This window comes from Streptoverticillium reticulum, assembly GCF_047456005.1.
GTDB lineage: Bacteria > Actinomycetota > Actinomycetes > Streptomycetales > Streptomycetaceae > Streptomyces > Streptomyces reticulum.
Window position 1 is genome coordinate 1 of sequence record NZ_CP179755.1, and the last position, 15,872, is coordinate 15,872.

Annotated in this window: 11 protein-coding genes and 5 pseudogenes; 8 read left to right on the plus strand and 8 right to left on the minus strand. The window is 64.4% G+C overall.

Annotated features, from left to right (window positions below; all coding sequences use genetic code 11):
* Positions 1-697: tyrosine-type recombinase/integrase (locus ACMATS_RS00005; RefSeq protein ID WP_414166342.1), on the plus strand; the 697-nt coding region annotated here is incomplete at its 5' end.
* Between the two features lie 526 nt (positions 698-1,223).
* Here the strand turns inward: ACMATS_RS00005 and ACMATS_RS00010 are convergent.
* The 6 genes and pseudogenes from ACMATS_RS00010 to ACMATS_RS00035 form a co-directional block, all read right to left on the minus strand.
* A pseudogene (locus tag ACMATS_RS00010) lies at positions 1,224-1,700 on the minus strand (transposase family protein); the annotation flags it as partial.
* A 144-nt stretch (positions 1,701-1,844) separates the two neighbouring features.
* Positions 1,845-2,781: pseudogene (locus tag ACMATS_RS00015) on the minus strand (transposase).
* Positions 2,782-3,020: 239 nt separating this feature from the next.
* Positions 3,021-3,998, minus strand: coding sequence for a UDP-glucose 4-epimerase GalE (gene galE / locus ACMATS_RS00020; RefSeq protein ID WP_414166343.1), 978 nt, complete (start codon positions 3,996-3,998; stop codon positions 3,021-3,023).
* Positions 3,995-4,713, minus strand: a pseudogene (locus ACMATS_RS00025) (WbqC family protein). Before ACMATS_RS00025 ends, galE (ACMATS_RS00020) begins: the two are co-directional and overlap by 4 nt.
* Positions 4,714-4,754: 41 nt before the next feature.
* Positions 4,755-5,447, minus strand: a complete 693-nt coding sequence (locus ACMATS_RS00030; protein ID WP_414170619.1) for a PIG-L deacetylase family protein — start codon at positions 5,445-5,447, stop codon at positions 4,755-4,757.
* Positions 5,448-5,506: 59 nt separating this feature from the next.
* Entirely contained in the window at positions 5,507-6,985 is a 1,479-nt protein-coding gene (locus ACMATS_RS00035; RefSeq protein ID WP_414166344.1) for a glycosyltransferase, read from the minus strand.
* A 289-nt stretch (positions 6,986-7,274) separates the two neighbouring features.
* Here ACMATS_RS00035 and ACMATS_RS00040 point away from each other — a divergent pair, with 289 nt between their 5' ends.
* Positions 7,275-8,096, plus strand: a complete 822-nt coding sequence (locus ACMATS_RS00040) for an IS5 family transposase (protein WP_414166345.1) — start codon at positions 7,275-7,277, stop codon at positions 8,094-8,096.
* Here ACMATS_RS00040 and ACMATS_RS00045 read toward each other — a convergent pair.
* Entirely contained in the window at positions 8,023-8,586 is a 564-nt protein-coding gene (locus ACMATS_RS00045) for a hypothetical protein (RefSeq protein ID WP_414166346.1), read from the minus strand. The genes ACMATS_RS00040 and ACMATS_RS00045 overlap by 74 nt on opposite strands.
* A gap of 84 nt (positions 8,587-8,670) precedes the next feature.
* A complete protein-coding gene (locus ACMATS_RS00050) occupies positions 8,671-8,949 on the minus strand; it encodes a hypothetical protein (protein ID WP_414166347.1) in 279 nt (92 codons plus the stop codon).
* Between the two features lie 635 nt (positions 8,950-9,584).
* Between ACMATS_RS00050 and ACMATS_RS00055 the strand changes: the two genes are divergently transcribed.
* The 6 genes and pseudogenes from ACMATS_RS00055 to ACMATS_RS00080 form a co-directional block, all read left to right on the plus strand.
* A complete protein-coding gene (locus ACMATS_RS00055; protein WP_414166348.1) occupies positions 9,585-11,552 on the plus strand; it encodes a glycosyltransferase family 4 protein in 1,968 nt (655 codons plus the stop codon).
* Positions 11,553-11,611: 59 nt separating this feature from the next.
* Positions 11,612-12,304, plus strand: coding sequence for a PIG-L deacetylase family protein (locus tag ACMATS_RS00060; RefSeq protein WP_414170619.1), 693 nt, complete (start codon positions 11,612-11,614; stop codon positions 12,302-12,304).
* 41 nt (positions 12,305-12,345) lie between these two features.
* Positions 12,346-13,065 carry a WbqC family protein gene (locus tag ACMATS_RS00065; RefSeq protein WP_414166349.1) on the plus strand — a complete coding sequence of 240 codons (720 nt, stop codon included), beginning with the start codon at positions 12,346-12,348 and terminating at the stop codon, positions 13,063-13,065.
* Positions 13,062-14,039 carry a UDP-glucose 4-epimerase GalE gene (gene galE, locus ACMATS_RS00070; RefSeq protein WP_414166343.1) on the plus strand — a complete coding sequence of 326 codons (978 nt, stop codon included), beginning with the start codon at positions 13,062-13,064 and terminating at the stop codon, positions 14,037-14,039. The genes ACMATS_RS00065 and galE (ACMATS_RS00070) overlap by 4 nt, the downstream gene beginning before the upstream one ends.
* A gap of 239 nt (positions 14,040-14,278) precedes the next feature.
* Positions 14,279-15,215: pseudogene (locus ACMATS_RS00075) on the plus strand (transposase).
* 144 nt (positions 15,216-15,359) lie between these two features.
* Positions 15,360-15,836, plus strand: a pseudogene (locus ACMATS_RS00080) (transposase family protein); the annotation flags it as partial.
* Between the last annotated feature and the right edge of the window lie 36 nt (positions 15,837-15,872).

Sequence of the window (15,872 nt, forward strand, 5' to 3'; positions counted from 1 at the left end):
CCTCGAACGCTGGCCGTCCGGCATCCCGGTGCTCTTCCCCAGGAAGCTGAAGAACGTCCACGGCACCGAGCCGATGAACGGCGGCACCTACCGTCAAGTTCTCACGCCCTGGCTGGAACGCTGCGACGTCCGCGACGAGCACGGCCGCCCCGTCCACCTCACCCCGCACCAGTGGCGCCACACCCTGGGCACCAGACTCATCAACCGTGACGTCCCACAGGAAGTCGTGCGCAAGATTCTCGATCACGACTCGCACGAGATGACCGCTCACTATGCCCGGCTGCACGACACCACCGTCCGCCGTCACTGGGAGAAGGCACGCAAGGTCAACATCAACGGCGAGAGAGTCACGCTCGACCCTGATGGCCCGCTCGCCGAGGCCGCCTGGGCCAAACAGCGCGTCGGTCGCGCCACCCAGGCCCTGCCCAACGGTTACTGCGGACTGCCGGTGATCAAGACCTGTCCACATGCGAACGCCTGCCTGACCTGCCCGATGTTCATCACGACCCCAGAGTTCCTGCCCCAGCACCGGCGGCAACGCGAGGAGGTTCTCCAGATCGTCACCGCCGCCGAGGCACGCGGCCAGCAGCGGCTCGTCGAGATGAACGAGAAGGTCCTCGGCAACCTCGACCGCATCATCACCGCACTCGATCAGGACAACGACCCCACGGGGGAGGTGGTCTCCGATGCGGGCTGATAACAGCTCCCACCTCGCGGTCTCGGCTCGTCGGCGCCACGAGCTGACCCGCGCCAAGACCATCAGAACCCTGCGGGAACTCGACATCGCCGGCGCCCCGGTGACTTCGAAGCGGTCGCACGAGCCGCGGACGTCTCCCGCTCCTGGCTCTACACCCAGCCCGACCTCCGAGCCGAGATCGAACGCCTGCGAGCCCTTGACCGTCGCCCACTGCCGACGCAGGCGCCCGCACGGCAACGCGGCAGCGAAGCCTCGCTGGCCCAACGACTGGAGATCGCCCTGACCCGCAACCACGACCTCACCAAGGACAACCAGCGGCTCCGCCGCCAACTCGCCTACGCACTCGGGCAACTGAGAGCCGCCGGCCTCCCCGTCCTCGAAGAACCGACCACACCACGACACATTTCCGTCACGATCGGACCCTGCTGACGCCACCCACGAACTCCAGCTCTGTCTCGTGAACGACACCGTCCTCGACGAGACAGAGCAGGTCACAGCCCTGCACGAGTGATCGGCTCAAGATAAAGCGTCGCAGAGCGAAGTCGTCGACGCCGATCACGCGGGGCACCCGCCCAGCGGGCAGCGGGATGCGCAACAGGGCGCGCAGGGCCGTGTGACGCGATAGGCCCATCGCGAGTACCGCCAGCAAGCGTGCCCCCGCCCGGCCCGCTAACTCCTTGACCACGGCCTTGACTTGACTGGCCAGACGGGTTGTGCGGCGCTGGTATCGCTCCAGGACTCCGGGCACCTACTCGCGGAAGGTGTGCCGGCAGCCGCGCGTGGGACACACCAGGCGCCGCACCCGTACACGGACCACCACCCGGCGGCCGTCCACCGGTACATCGGCCACCGTCCGCCAGTGATAGCCGTGCACACGCCCTGACGACGCCCTGCACACCGGGCAGACCGCGGTGTCCTGCGGAGTCCGTGCCCGCACCACGATCCGCTCACCCTCGTCGACCGCATCCTCGATGACCAGCGGGGGCAGCCCTGAGAACACCATCTGCACAAGCTCGTTGACATCCTTCACGCGGATATCAACGGCCCCTCACGACTCTCCGTCACCACCGAAAGCGAGACAGGGCCGTTCTATTTACAGTCCCCATTCGCCGCCCGGGTCTGCTGCAGGTTTGGGTGACAGGTTCGATCACGCGGCCTGGAGGGCCGGTGTGGTCATGACGGTCTCGTATTCGATGGGGGTCATCCGGCCCAGCGAGGTCTGTCTGCGGCGTCGGTGGTAGGTCCTCTTGATCCAGGTCACGATCGCGATCCGCAATTCCTCTCGGGTGGTCCAGCTCCGGCGGTCGAGGACGTTCTTCTGCAGCAGGCTGAAGAAGGACTCCATGGCCGCGTTGTCGCCGCAGAGGTACAACTTACCTTCGGCGGTGGCGTGTTCGGTGATGTCGGCGAGCCACAGCCGGTTCGGGCCGGTGGCGGTGAAGTTGCGGCTCACGAGATCACCGTGCACCGGCGGGCCGGCCTTCCTGCCCCGGCCACGCTTCTTCCCGAAGACACTCCACCAGCGGTTGTCCCGGCAGATCCGCCACGCGGTGCGCTCGGCCATGCCGGCCCCGGCACCACGTGCCTCATCGGCCAGGAACCGGTAGCCGAACTCCGGGTCGTCGCGGTGGGCGTCGAACAGCGCGTTCGCGCGATATGCCTCCTCCAGGACAGCGTCGGCAACCGGCTTGCCGAGCCAGCGGTAGTACGGCTGTCTCGCGAGCTTCAGCACCCGGCACGTCACCGTGACGGGCACCCCGTCCACGGCCAGCTCCTTCACGAGCGGGTAGATCCTTTTCCCGGCAAATGCGCCTGCGACAGATAGGCCGCAGCCCGGCGCAGGACCTCGTTCTCCTGCTCCAGCAGCTTGATCCGCCGACGTGCTTCCTGCAGTTGTGCGCTCTCCTGGCTGGTCGTTCCGGCTTTGCCCCGCCGTCGATGTCCGCCCGGCGCATCCATTTCCACAACGTCATCGGGTGGACCCCGAAGTCGGTGGCCACCTGCTCGACCGTCACACCCGGGTCACGGTTCCTCGCGACCCGCACGACGTCTTGGCGGAACTCTTCCGGATAGGGCTTGGGCACAGCGACATCCTTCCCACCTGCCCCACAGGGCAAGCCAGTTCAGATGTCACCCGATCGTGCAGCAGACCCGCTGTACACATGAGCTGGTCATGGGTGAGGACTGTTCCTTGTCCGGATAGGGAGAGGCCAGGTCACGACGGGGAAGGCATCAACTGGCCGCCGGAAAGCCAGAGTCGAGCGAGTGCTCCTTCAATCGATGCCGTTCCTCGGGGAGAACAGGGAGCATTGCGTTGCCTTTGTCATCCCCTGGGGTGACGATGAAGCCAACCATGCCAAGCGGAGACGGCCATGTCTCGGATCCCGTGACGAGCCTTCCAGTCAAGCTTGGCGGAAATCAGATCTGCCGAGGCAACAAGACGAGCAGGGTCGCCGGGCCGGCGCTGGACCACGACGGGGGGCAACTCGTGGTGGCGGCTGACTTCGGTGACGAGTTCGACCATGTCGAGTACCGAAGTGCCTTCACCGCGCCCTACATTGAGGGTGATGTTCTGGGGCGTTGGCAGTGCGGCAAGGTAGTGAGCAGCTTCCACGTGGGCCTCGGACAAGTCCTCGACGTGGATGTAGTCCCGGATGCAGGTTCCGTCGGGAGTGGGGTAGTCGTTCCCAAAGATGTGAGGTCGCTCGCCCGCGGTGAATCTCTCGAACACCATGGGGATGAGGTTGAAGACACCGCTATCCGAGAGCTCGGGCATCGCTGCTCCCGCGACGTTGAAGTAACGCAGACACGCAGTTGCCATGCCGTACTTTGCTCCGACGGCCCGCACCATCCACTCGCCGACCAGCTTGGTCTCGCCGTACGGGCTGATAGGGGCACAAGGCATGTCCTCGGTGACGACGTCGACGTCGGGCATCCCGTAGACGGCGGCAGACGACGAGAAGACGAAGTTCTTTACTCCCGCCTCGACCGTGGCTTCGAGTAGGGTCTGGAGCCCCGTCACGTTCTCGCGGTAGTAATAGAGCGGCCGTGCCACCGACTCCCCGACCTGCTTCTTCCCTGCCACATGGATCACTCCCGTGACCCTGTGCTCCGAGAACACACGGTCAAGGAAAGCCCGGTCAAGTACGGAACCGATGGCGAGCGGCGTGTCCTCGGGGACGGTCGACGCGTCACCTGTGGAAAGGTCGTCCAGTACGACGGCCTGCTCGCCGGCCCGTCGCAAGGCGCGCACTACGTGCGCGCCGATGTAGCCGGCTCCTCCGGTGATCAAGTACGTCATGCCTGGTTTCCCGTCCACATCTCGCGCTTCTCGCCGGCCGCGAGGATCTCGCGGCTGTTCGGCCCCTCGTGGAGGAGAAGGTCGAGTGCGCTCACGTCGGAGGGCACATCACCTGGGATCCGGCCATAGGGCGGGTTCGAGTAGGTTGCGAGCTCTACCTCCACTCCTGTGGCGCGGAACTTCTCGGGGGCGAGGTAGCTCGCGGCGCCGATGCCGATCCGAACACTCGACGCCTGGACGGCCTGACAGACTTCAAGGACCATGTCGCCTTTGTCCGTCTGGGGGTTCAGCGTGCTGGACCGCACGACGGGGATGTCGATGCCAAAACCTGTGAGGAGGAGATGGATCAAGGCTTCATTGAGGTCCACCAGCAGCTCCCACGGCCGGTCATAGATCTCCTTGAGCCTGTCCTTCCACTCCGGCCAGTACGGGGCGCGCGCATAACTCTGGCAGAGGGTGCGCCAGTGACGCGCACGCCAGCGGTCATCGGCTATCTGTGTCTCGGCGATAGTCGTGCTGAGGCTGCTGCGCACGGGACGGTGAGGAGGATCTTCTCGCCTCTGGCATCCCGAACATGGTTGCGGTTCTGCCAGTAGTTCTTCCGGTACTGGACATGGTCGAGCATGACGTACTGCGAGGCGCCGAGCAGACGGGAGAAGAACCCGGACCAGGGCAGGTAGGCGGGCTGGTGCGGGATGACGATGTTGGGGCACATTTTAATCACGTTCCTCCGCCGACCAGGGCGAAGCTGGGTTCCTAAAAAATGGGGGCGACGGCACGCGCAGGGCTCACGCCTATGTCGACCACGAATCGCCGGGGGTAGAACGCCTCGGCAAATTGAGTCTTGGCGGCGAACCCCCTGACGCGCATGAGCGCACGGATGCTCTCCAGGTCGACTTGACGACTGCCTGTGGTCTGTGAACCGTGGGCCTCCAGGGCGTTCAGTTTCGCTTCGGCGTATGGTGTGACGCCGACGTACAGACGAGGCTCGAAGTCCAGCGACGTCGGTGACTCATAGTGGAGTACCTGAGGAACGTGTCTGGCAGCAGACACCGATACCTCGGCGGTGGCACGGTGGTCTTGGTGCGAATCATGGGGATAGTGGGTGTACACGATGTCAGCACCGACCTCCTCGATCGCGTCTTCGACGATCGTGATGGCCTCATGGCCGCTGGCCAGCATGCCGTCCGGGTAGCCGATCCACCGTATTTCCGCGCCGAGTCGACGCGCCGCCTCGATCTGCTCCGCGCGCCGTACCTCAGCCTTGAGCCCGGGCCCCTTCGCACCGTCCGTCATGACCAGCATGACGACTCGGTCACCCGCGATGACATGAGCACGTAGCGTTCCGCCACAGCCCAATTCAATGTCGTCAGGATGGGCGCCCACGGCAACGACGGATTTCCTGCGGGGAGTTTGTGATGCTACCCCTCCAGGAGGGGCAGGGGGCATGAGATCAACCACTACTGGTCGTTCCTTTCACGAGCGTTACTTCTCTGACGGACCAGGGGTCACTTCGACATGTCGACCGCGTTCAGTGACAACTCGCTGTCGACACTGAAGAACGGCCTGACCCGGGAGCGGCCACGAGGAGTCGACTCGAGCACCGTGAACGGGTAGTCGTGCACCGACTTCTTATGTATGTAGTCGCCTGTGAACCGGCCAATGCGTATAGGAGTGGCCCCTTCGGCAGGCGTGACGTACACGTCCCAGATGTCATGTTCGGTAACCCGACGCTGCGCCACGGTGGAGCAGGGGATGCTGAATCGGAACCGTGTGTCCGAGAGCGCGCTCAGTGGTACCCGAAAGCTGAGCTCCTCGTGCGCTCGGCCGGCGGCCAGCACTTCGGCAGAATCCGACAGCGTCGCCCCCCAGAGTTCGGCTTCTACGCTGATCTCTCCCCGGGCATTGCCTACACTCACCGCTTCAGCGTGGACCTCCCGCCTCCAACTGCGGATCGAGAGTGCTCTGTCCTCATCGACGAGAGGGATGTGCACTTGGAGAGCGGGGCCGTCAAGGCTGGGACCAGTGGCGTCCATGAGGTAACGGTTGTCACCGGTCCCGGTCCGCAATCGTCTGCACAAAAGGCCGTCCGCAGACGCCATGAAGAGGTCCCATTCCCCCTCGGGCAGCGCGGACCTTGGTATCACCGCTGTGAGCGAGCCATCGGGATCGTCATCCAGGTTGGTCTGCTGAAAGGCGAAGGACAGCTCGGACTGAGAATCCTCCCTGGAGGCACAGAGTAGCCGCAACCCACTGAATGAAGTAGCGGAATTCAGCCGAAAGACAAGGTCACCGTGAGGCATCGCCCACCAATCCACCGTGGTCGGGAGGTTCCGCGCCTCTTGGAGCTCTCTGAAGAAGGACTCGTACTGATCCGCCACCACCTGCGGTGAGAACCGAGCGGAGTTGCGCTCGGCCGCACGGCCCATGGCCTGACGGCGTTCCGCGTCGTTGACGAGGGTGAGGATCCCGTCAGCGAGCCCGTCCGCGTCACCCACCGGAACCAGTAGGCCGTCGACGCCATGGGTAATGGTCTCTCGCGGCCCGTAGTCGCAATCGGTGCTCACGACGGGCAACCCGGCACGCATGGCCTCGATGATGGCCATCGGCAGAGCCTCTCTGACGGAAGAGAAGGCCATGATAGACGCCTTGGCCCACTCCATCTCCAAGCGCCGTGTAGCCCCCATGAGCAGGACATTGTCACAAAGCCCGAGTTCACCGACGAGCGTTTTGAGTTCGCCTCTCAGAGGGCCGCGTCCGAAGATGCGGAGCTGCCAGTCGGGCCGCTGCCCCACGACCGTGGCGAAGGACCTGATCAAACTGGCGAACTGCTTGTCCTTGACAAGGCGACCAGCCGCAATGACCGTCTTATGGCTGCAGTCCGACGGGGCGACCAAAGGATCCGGAACGCAGTTCGGGATCGCCGTGACGCGAAGACCGGGGGTAACCCATTCGCGACGCACGTTTTCAGCTTCCTCCGCGTTCACGTGGATCACTCCATCTTAGAAGCCGTTGTCCTATCGATCACGGGGACGGTTCTGATCGAACGGGATCTCTGGCCGGGTGGTCTTGGCGGGGTGGGGGCATGAAAGCAGGACCTCCGGTGCAGCACGAGGGTTGCGAAGCCAGCTCGAGTGCAGGGAGGCCCTGTTGTCCCAGTCTTGCGTGCCGGTCCCGGTCCCGTCCAACTTGCCTGTCCCGGTGTGCGATTGTCTCGCGCACCGGTTCGGGAATGCGGCCGACTGCCCCGGCCGGGTGCGGCGGTATCCCTCCGACATGACGGACGCGGAGTGGCAGGTGGTGCGGGAGGCGATGCCGGTCCCGGCCTGGCTGGAGGGCCGGGGCGGCCGGCCGGAGGGCTACTGCCACCGGCAGATGCTCGATGCCGTCCGCTATGTGACCGACAACGGGATCAAGTGGCGTGCGATGCCTGTCGACTTCCCTGCGTGGGACCGTGTGTATGCCTTCTTCCGCAGGTGGCGTGAGAGAGGGCTGGTCAAGGAGTTGCACGACCGGCTGCGCGGACGTCTGCGGCTGGCCGAGGGCCGCGGGGCGGAGCCGACTGCGGCCATCATCGACTCACAGTCGGTCAAGGCCGCGGCCTCGGTGCCCGCCGCCACGCGCGGCTATGACGGCGGGAAGAAGATCAACGGCAGGCGCCGGCACGTCATCACGGACTGTCTCGGCCTGCTGCTGGTGGTGCTGGTGACCGCGGGCAACGTCACCGACCGCCAGGCCGCCCGGGTGCTGCTGCCCCGGCTGCGGGAGCGGTTCAGGAAGATCACCCTGGTGTGGGCGGACGGCGGCTACCGCGGACGGCTCGTCACCTGGACGCGGGAGAAACTCCAGCTCACGCTTGAGATCGTCAAGCGCAGTGACGACATGACCGGGTTCGTGGTGCTGCCGAGACGGTGGGTGGTGGAGCGCACACTAGGGTGGTTGATGCGAACGCGTCGTCTGGTGCGGGACTTCGAGACGCTGCCCGCGTCCAGCGAGGCGTTCATCTGCTTCTCGCTGGCCATGCTCATGAGCCGCCGCCTCGCCCGGAGGGCTCCGCATCCGCAGCCCGATCGGTCCCGGTGGGCTGCCGCGGCGTGAACCGTCCGGTCGGCAACGCCTCCAGCCAGCCCCGCTCGGCCAGGCGCTTCGCCTTCGAGCGCACGCCCTCGACCTTCGCCGGCACCGCCTCGAGCCCCAGCCGGGCCGCCAGTTCCCTCGCCAACACCCCCTCGCCGCCGCCCCCTTCGTCCTCCACCAGCTCGATGATCCGGCGGTAGTCCGCCGCAAGCGCCTCCACGGGCATCCCCGGGTGCCACCTGGGCACGACCGATCCCGTGACCGGGGTTGTCTTCGCTTGCGGGGACACCCCGGCCACGGCCTGCCGCGGACCCTCGCCCGGCGCGTCCGCCGCCCCGGGCACAGGCGCCAGGGCCTCGGCGACCTCCACTCGTGCGATCACCCGGCGTTCCAGCACTGCCTCCGCCTCGGCGAGTTCAGCAAGAACACGCTCGGCCTCCGCTCGAAGCTCCTCCGCCCGCACCCGGGCAGCCGTCTCCCGCTCCTCCAGCAGCCCCATCACCGACGCCACCGCTCACCTCCGCATCGCCGAGAACGAACTGATCGTCCGAACCCTCCCGCAACAACGCGGAGACCATGCCTGACCAGCAGAAACTCAGCGATCACATCCGGAAAGACAACAGCTTCTTACGCAAGTTGCCCTGCCGCGGCCGGCTGGCTCGCCCTTCTCATGGACCAGATGCTCGGCCATCTCGGTCTGCAGGGCCCGCTCGAGCCGAGCCTTGGACAACTGCTGGAGCAGCCCGCCCTCACCGGCCAGCGGGGCACCGGCCGCGTCCGCGGAATCCATCAGCTGCTTGACCGGAGCGTTGCCCTGCTCAGCCGGGAACTGCCCGTCGACCGCAGCCGTCTCCGATATATGCGTCTCACTCACGCGAGCACGCCTATCCGGAAGGGCGGAGTCCAGCATAGAGCACCCGCTTGGCGGAGTCTGCATCATATGGCATCTCATTAAATCAGTTTAGTAGATGAGGTGGGCAACTTTCGTCGACCTGCAAGGCGGGTTGGGTGCAAAAATCTACTATGGACACCCAAGAACTCATCAAATAGGGATCCGTACCCCCAAATCCGTTCACGAGCAGCCCCCCTAAGACGCAGAGCGACACCCTTTTGCCGCGGGGAAGCAGAACGACTGTGACGTAGCTTCGGTAGCAGCTTCTGGGCGAATGAGGCGATTTCGCTGCGGAGTGCGAGGGGATCGACAGGAGGCTGGCGATCGGGGCGTCAGAGGGCCAGGAATTACGGCATGCCGATGATGCATCGCAAAGAAAAACCCCTTGCCTGCAAGGAACCCATCGAGGTGCGCACGACCAAACAGGCGCAGATCGACGGGGCGGAAAGCCACTACGCCGCCTAGGCACTGGAGCGCGCGACACCGAAGCCAGCACAGTTCGGCATGGGCTTCTGCAGCCGCAGCGGCTACGCAAAATTCCCGATTCCACCCCGTAGCATTTGACGCCATCGGCATAAATAGGTCCGGCAACTTCGCCATAGGAAAAGCCCAAACCCATGAATATCTCTTTCCTGGTTCACAATCGATACGGCATAGGCGGCGCCATCAGGAGTACCGTAAATATTGCGGCCGCCCTGGCTGACAGAAACATGGTGGAAATCGCCTCCCTGGTGCGTGATCGGGATACTGCGGACCTTCCTGTTATCCCCGAGGTGGGAACCGTCGATTTTGTGGACCTGCGTGAGACGTCCCGTCACTTCGCCGCCCATGACCCTCTGTTCCACGCACCCCCGCTCATCTTTCCCGAGGATGGGCCCTTTAGCGATGATTTCAACCGGCTCCTGGAAATCCGCATGATGGACTACCTGGCTGACGCGAACCCCGATGTGGTGGTCACAGCACATCCTGGAACTGCGATAGCCCTGTCGAAAATCCAAGGAGATTTCCTTAAAGTTGCCGTAATGCACCAGTCCCGAAATTCTTTTAATGCGTCGTACCGTAGAAAACTGATCGAGGCTTATGAGCGCCTCGATGGAGTGATCCACGTGAACGCGGAGGAAGCTGAAAACGTGCGTCGCGAATGGGTTACCCCCGGTCTTCGCGTCACGGCGATCCCGAACTGCGTTCCGGATCCTTTGGTCGCCCCGTCGGACTGCAGCCATAAGACGGTCATTGCGGCTGGTCGCCTTGTCAAGGACAAGCAGTTCGCCAGTTTGATCAGGTCCTTCGCCACGGTCGTGGGGCAGCGGCCCGACTGGCAGCTCCGCATCTTCGGACGCGGCCCTCTGAGAGGCGAACTCAAAACGCTCGTCGGTGAACTCGGGCTTTGTGACAATGTCCTGCTCATGGGGGCTACACGGCGCTTGGAGATGGAGTGGGCCAAGGCGTCTATCATGGCCTTCTCTTCCGTCAGAGAGGCTCTGCCGATGGCCATCATCGAGGCCATGCGTGCCGGGTTGCCCGTCGTGAGCACCGATTGCGACTACGGGCCGCGAGAGACCATTACCCATGGCGTCGACGGCCTACTGGTTCCGGTGGGTGACGCGGACGGGCTCGCTGACGGGATCCTCACCCTCGTCAACGACGCGGAACGCCGTCAGGCCATGGGCCGTGCGGCCGAGCGCAACTCCGCTCGGTTCTCACCGCAGGTGGTGGCGGATCAGTACGAGTCCTTCTTCAGAGAGCTCCAAGAGGCGCGGAACCTCCCGACCACGGTGGATTGGTGGGCGATGCCTCACGGTGACCTTGTCTTTCGGCTGAATTCCGCTACTTCATTCAGTGGGTTGCGGCTACTCTGTGCCTCCAGGGAGGATTCTCAGTCCGAGCTGTCCTTCGCCTTTCAGCAGACCAACCTGGATGACGATCCCGATGGCTCGCTCACAGCGGTGATACCAAGGTCCGCGCTGCCCGAGGGGGAATGGGACCTCTTCATGGCGTCTGCGGACGGCCTTTTGTGCAGACGATTGCGGACCGGGACCGGTGACAACCGTTACCTCATGGACGCCACTGGTCCCAGCCTTGACGGCCCCGCTCTCCAAGTGCACATCCCTCTCGTCGATGAGGACAGAGCACTCTCGATCCGCAGTTGGAGGCGGGAGGTCCACGCTGAAGCGGTGAGTGTAGGCAATGCCCGGGGAGAGATCAGCGTAGAAGCCGAACTCTGGGGGGCGACGCTGTCGGATTCTGCCGAAGTGCTGGCCGCCGGCCGAGCGCACGAGGAGCTCAGCTTTCGGGTACCACTGAGCGCGCTCTCGGACACACGGTTCCGATTCAGCATCCCCTGCTCCACCGTGGCGCAGCGTCGGGTTACCGAACATGACATCTGGGACGTGTACGTCACGCCTGCCGAAGGGGCCACTCCTATACGCATTGGCCGGTTCACAGGCGACTACATACATAAGAAGTCGGTGCACGACTACCCGTTCACGGTGCTCGAGTCGACTCCTCGTGGCCGCTCCCGGGTCAGGCCGTTCTTCAGTGTCGACAGCGAGTTGTCACTGAACGCGGTCGACATGTCGAAGTGACCCCTGGTCCGTCAGAGAAGTAACGCTCGTGAAAGGAACGACCAGTAGTGGTTGATCTCATGCCCCCTGCCCCTCCTGGAGGGGTAGCATCACAAACTCCCCGCAGGAAATCCGTCGTTGCCGTGGGCGCCCATCCTGACGACATTGAATTGGGCTGTGGCGGAACGCTACGTGCTCATGTCATCGCGGGTGACCGAGTCGTCATGCTGGTCATGACGGACGGTGCGAAGGGGCCCGGGCTCAAGGCTGAGGTACGGCGCGCGGAGCAGATCGAGGCGGCGCGTCGACTCGGCGCGGAAATACGGTGGATCGGCTACCCGGACGGCATGCTGGCCAGCGGCCATGAGGCCATCACGATCGTCGAAGACGCGATCGAGGAGGTCGGTGCTGACATCGTGTACACCCACTATCCCCATGATTCGCACCAAGACCACCGTGCCACCGCCGAGGTATCGGTGTCTGCTGCCAGACACGTTCCTCAGGTACTCCACTATGAGTCACCGACGTCGCTGGACTTCGAGCCTCGTCTGTACGTCGGCGTCACACCATACGCCGAAGCGAAACTGAACGCCCTGGAGGCCCACGGTTCACAGACCACAGGCAGTCGTCAAGTCGACCTGGAGAGCATCCGTGCGCTCATGCGCGTCAGGGGGTTCGCCGCCAAGACTCAATTTGCCGAGGCGTTCTACCCCCGGCGATTCGTGGTCGACATAGGCGTGAGCCCTGCGCGTGCCGTCGCCCCCATTTTTTAGGAACCCAGCTTCGCCCTGGTCGGCGGAGGAACGTGATTAAAATGTGCCCCAACATCGTCATCCCGCACCAGCCCGCCTACCTGCCCTGGTCCGGGTTCTTCTCCCGTCTGCTCGGCGCCTCGCAGTACGTCATGCTCGACCATGTCCAGTACCGGAAGAACTACTGGCAGAACCGCAACCATGTTCGGGATGCCAGAGGCGAGAAGATCCTCCTCACCGTCCCCGTGCGCAGCAGCCTCAGCACGACTATCGCCGAGACACAGATAGCCGATGACCGCTGGCGTGCGCGTCACTGGCGCACCCTCTGCCAGAGTTATGCGCGCGCCCCGTACTGGCCGGAGTGGAAGGACAGGCTCAAGGAGATCTATGACCGGCCGTGGGAGCTGCTGGTGGACCTCAATGAAGCCTTGATCCATCTCCTCCTCACAGGTTTTGGCATCGACATCCCCGTCGTGCGGTCCAGCACGCTGAACCCCCAGACGGACAAAGGCGACATGGTCCTTGAAGTCTGTCAGGCCGTCCAGGCGTCGAGTGTTCGGATCGGCATCGGCGCCGCGAGCTACCTCGCCCCCGAGAAGTTCCGCGCCACAGGAGTGGAGGTAGAGCTCGCAACCTACTCGAACCCGCCCTATGGCCGGATCCCAGGTGATGTGCCCTCCGACGTGAGCGCACTCGACCTTCTCCTCCACGAGGGGCCGAACAGCCGCGAGATCCTCGCGGCCGGCGAGAAGCGCGAGATGTGGACGGGAAACCAGGCATGACGTACTTGATCACCGGAGGAGCCGGCTACATCGGCGCGCACGTAGTGCGCGCCTTGCGACGGGCCGGCGAGCAGGCCGTCGTACTGGACGACCTTTCCACAGGTGACGCGTCGACCGTCCCCGAGGACACGCCGCTCGCCATCGGTTCCGTACTTGACCGGGCTTTCCTTGACCGTGTGTTCTCGGAGCACAGGGTCACGGGAGTGATCCATGTGGCAGGGAAGAAGCAGGTCGGGGAGTCGGTGGCACGGCCGCTCTATTACTACCGCGAGAACGTGACGGGGCTCCAGACCCTACTCGAAGCCACGGTCGAGGCGGGAGTAAAGAACTTCGTCTTCTCGTCGTCTGCCGCCGTCTACGGGATGCCCGACGTCGACGTCGTCACCGAGGACATGCCTTGTGCCCCTATCAGCCCGTACGGCGAGACCAAGCTGGTCGGCGAGTGGATGGTGCGGGCCGTCGGAGCAAAGTACGGCATGGCAACTGCGTGTCTGCGTTACTTCAACGTCGCGGGAGCAGCGATGCCCGAGCTCTCGGATAGCGGTGTCTTCAACCTCATCCCCATGGTGTTCGAGAGATTCACCGCGGGCGAGCGACCTCACATCTTTGGGAACGACTACCCCACTCCCGACGGAACCTGCATCCGGGACTACATCCACGTCGAGGACTTGTCCGAGGCCCACGTGGAAGCTGCTCACTACCTTGCCGCACTGCCAACGCCCCAGAACATCACCCTCAATGTAGGGCGCGGTGAAGGCACTTCGGTACTCGACATGGTCGAACTCGTCACCGAAGTCAGCCGCCACCACGAGTTGCCCCCCGTCGTGGTCCAGCGCCGGCCCGGCGACCCTGCTCGTCTTGTTGCCTCGGCAGATCTGATTTCCGCCAAGCTTGACTGGAAGGCTCGTCACGGGATCCGAGACATGGCCGTCTCCGCTTGGCATGGTTGGCTTCATCGTCACCCCAGGGGATGACAAAGGCAACGCAATGCTCCCTGTTCTCCCCGAGGAACGGCATCGATTGAAGGAGCACTCGCTCGACTCTGGCTTTCCGGCGGCCAGTTGATGCCTTCCCCGTCGTGACCTGGCCTCTCCCTATCCGGACAAGGAACAGTCCTCACCCATGACCAGCTCATGTGTACAGCGGGTCTGCTGCACGATCGGGTGACATCTGAACTGGCTTGCCCTGTGGGGCAGGTGGGAAGGATGTCGCTGTGCCCAAGCCCTATCCGGAAGAGTTCCGCCAAGACGTCGTGCGGGTCGCGAGGAACCGTGACCCGGGTGTGACGGTCGAGCAGGTGGCCACCGACTTCGGGGTCCACCCGATGACGTTGTGGAAATGGATGCGCCGGGCGGACATCGACGGCGGGGCAAAGCCCGGAACGACCAGCCAGGAGAGCGCACAACTGCAGGAAGCACGTCGGCGGATCAAGCTGCTGGAGCAGGAGAACGAGGTCCTGCGCCGGGCTGCGGCCTATCTGTCGCAGGCGCATTTGCCGGGAAAAGATCTACCCGCTCGTGAAGGAGCTGGCCGTGGACGGGGTGCCCGTCACGGTGACGTGCCGGGTGCTGAAGCTCGCGAGACAGCCGTACTACCGCTGGCTCGGCAAGCCGGTTGCCGACGCTGTCCTGGAGGAGGCATATCGCGCGAACGCGCTGTTCGACGCCCACCGCGACGACCCGGAGTTCGGCTACCGGTTCCTGGCCGATGAGGCACGTGGTGCCGGGGCCGGCATGGCCGAGCGCACCGCGTGGCGGATCTGCCGGGACAACCGCTGGTGGAGTGTCTTCGGGAAGAAGCGTGGCCGGGGCAGGAAGGCCGGCCCGCCGGTGCACGGTGATCTCGTGAGCCGCAACTTCACCGCCACCGGCCCGAACCGGCTGTGGCTCGCCGACATCACCGAACACGCCACCGCCGAAGGTAAGTTGTACCTCTGCGGCGACAACGCGGCCATGGAGTCCTTCTTCAGCCTGCTGCAGAAGAACGTCCTCGACCGCCGGAGCTGGACCACCCGAGAGGAATTGCGGATCGCGATCGTGACCTGGATCAAGAGGACCTACCACCGACGCCGCAGACAGACCTCGCTGGGCCGGATGACCCCCATCGAATACGAGACCGTCATGACCACACCGGCCCTCCAGGCCGCGTGATCGAACCTGTCACCCAAACCTGCAGCAGACCCGGGCGGCGAATGGGGACTGTAAATAGAACGGCCCTGTCTCGCTTTCGGTGGTGACGGAGAGTCGTGAGGGGCCGTTGATATCCGCGTGAAGGATGTCAACGAGCTTGTGCAGATGGTGTTCTCAGGGCTGCCCCCGCTGGTCATCGAGGATGCGGTCGACGAGGGTGAGCGGATCGTGGTGCGGGCACGGACTCCGCAGGACACCGCGGTCTGCCCGGTGTGCAGGGCGTCGTCAGGGCGTGTGCACGGCTATCACTGGCGGACGGTGGCCGATGTACCGGTGGACGGCCGCCGGGTGGTGGTCCGTGTACGGGTGCGGCGCCTGGTGTGTCCCACGCGCGGCTGCCGGCACACCTTCCGCGAGTAGGTGCCCGGAGTCCTGGAGCGATACCAGCGCCGCACAACCCGTCTGGCCAGTCAAGTCAAGGCCGTGGTCAAGGAGTTAGCGGGCCGGGCGGGGGCACGCTTGCTGGCGGTACTCGCGATGGGCCTATCGCGTCACACGGCCCTGCGCGCCCTGTTGCGCATCCCGCTGCCCGCTGGGCGGGTGCCCCGCGTGATCGGCGTCGACGACTTCGCTCTGCGACGCTTTATCTTGAGCCGATCACTCGTGCAGGGCTGTGAC

Excerpts from the sequence above, each read along its gene's own strand:
- galE (WP_414166343.1), bottom strand. The coding sequence starts at position 3,998 with ATGACGTACTTGATCACCGGAGGAGCCGGCTACATCGGCGCGCACGTA.
- ACMATS_RS00030 (WP_414170619.1), bottom strand. The coding sequence starts at position 5,447 with ATGCCCCCTGCCCCTCCTGGAGGGGTAGCATCACAAACTCCCCGCAGG.
- ACMATS_RS00040 (WP_414166345.1), top strand. The coding sequence starts at position 7,275 with ATGACGGACGCGGAGTGGCAGGTGGTGCGGGAGGCGATGCCGGTCCCG.
- ACMATS_RS00055 (WP_414166348.1), top strand. The coding sequence starts at position 9,585 with ATGAATATCTCTTTCCTGGTTCACAATCGATACGGCATAGGCGGCGCC.
- ACMATS_RS00060 (WP_414170619.1), top strand. The coding sequence starts at position 11,612 with ATGCCCCCTGCCCCTCCTGGAGGGGTAGCATCACAAACTCCCCGCAGG.
- ACMATS_RS00065 (WP_414166349.1), top strand. The coding sequence starts at position 12,346 with ATGTGCCCCAACATCGTCATCCCGCACCAGCCCGCCTACCTGCCCTGG.
- galE (WP_414166343.1), top strand. The coding sequence starts at position 13,062 with ATGACGTACTTGATCACCGGAGGAGCCGGCTACATCGGCGCGCACGTA.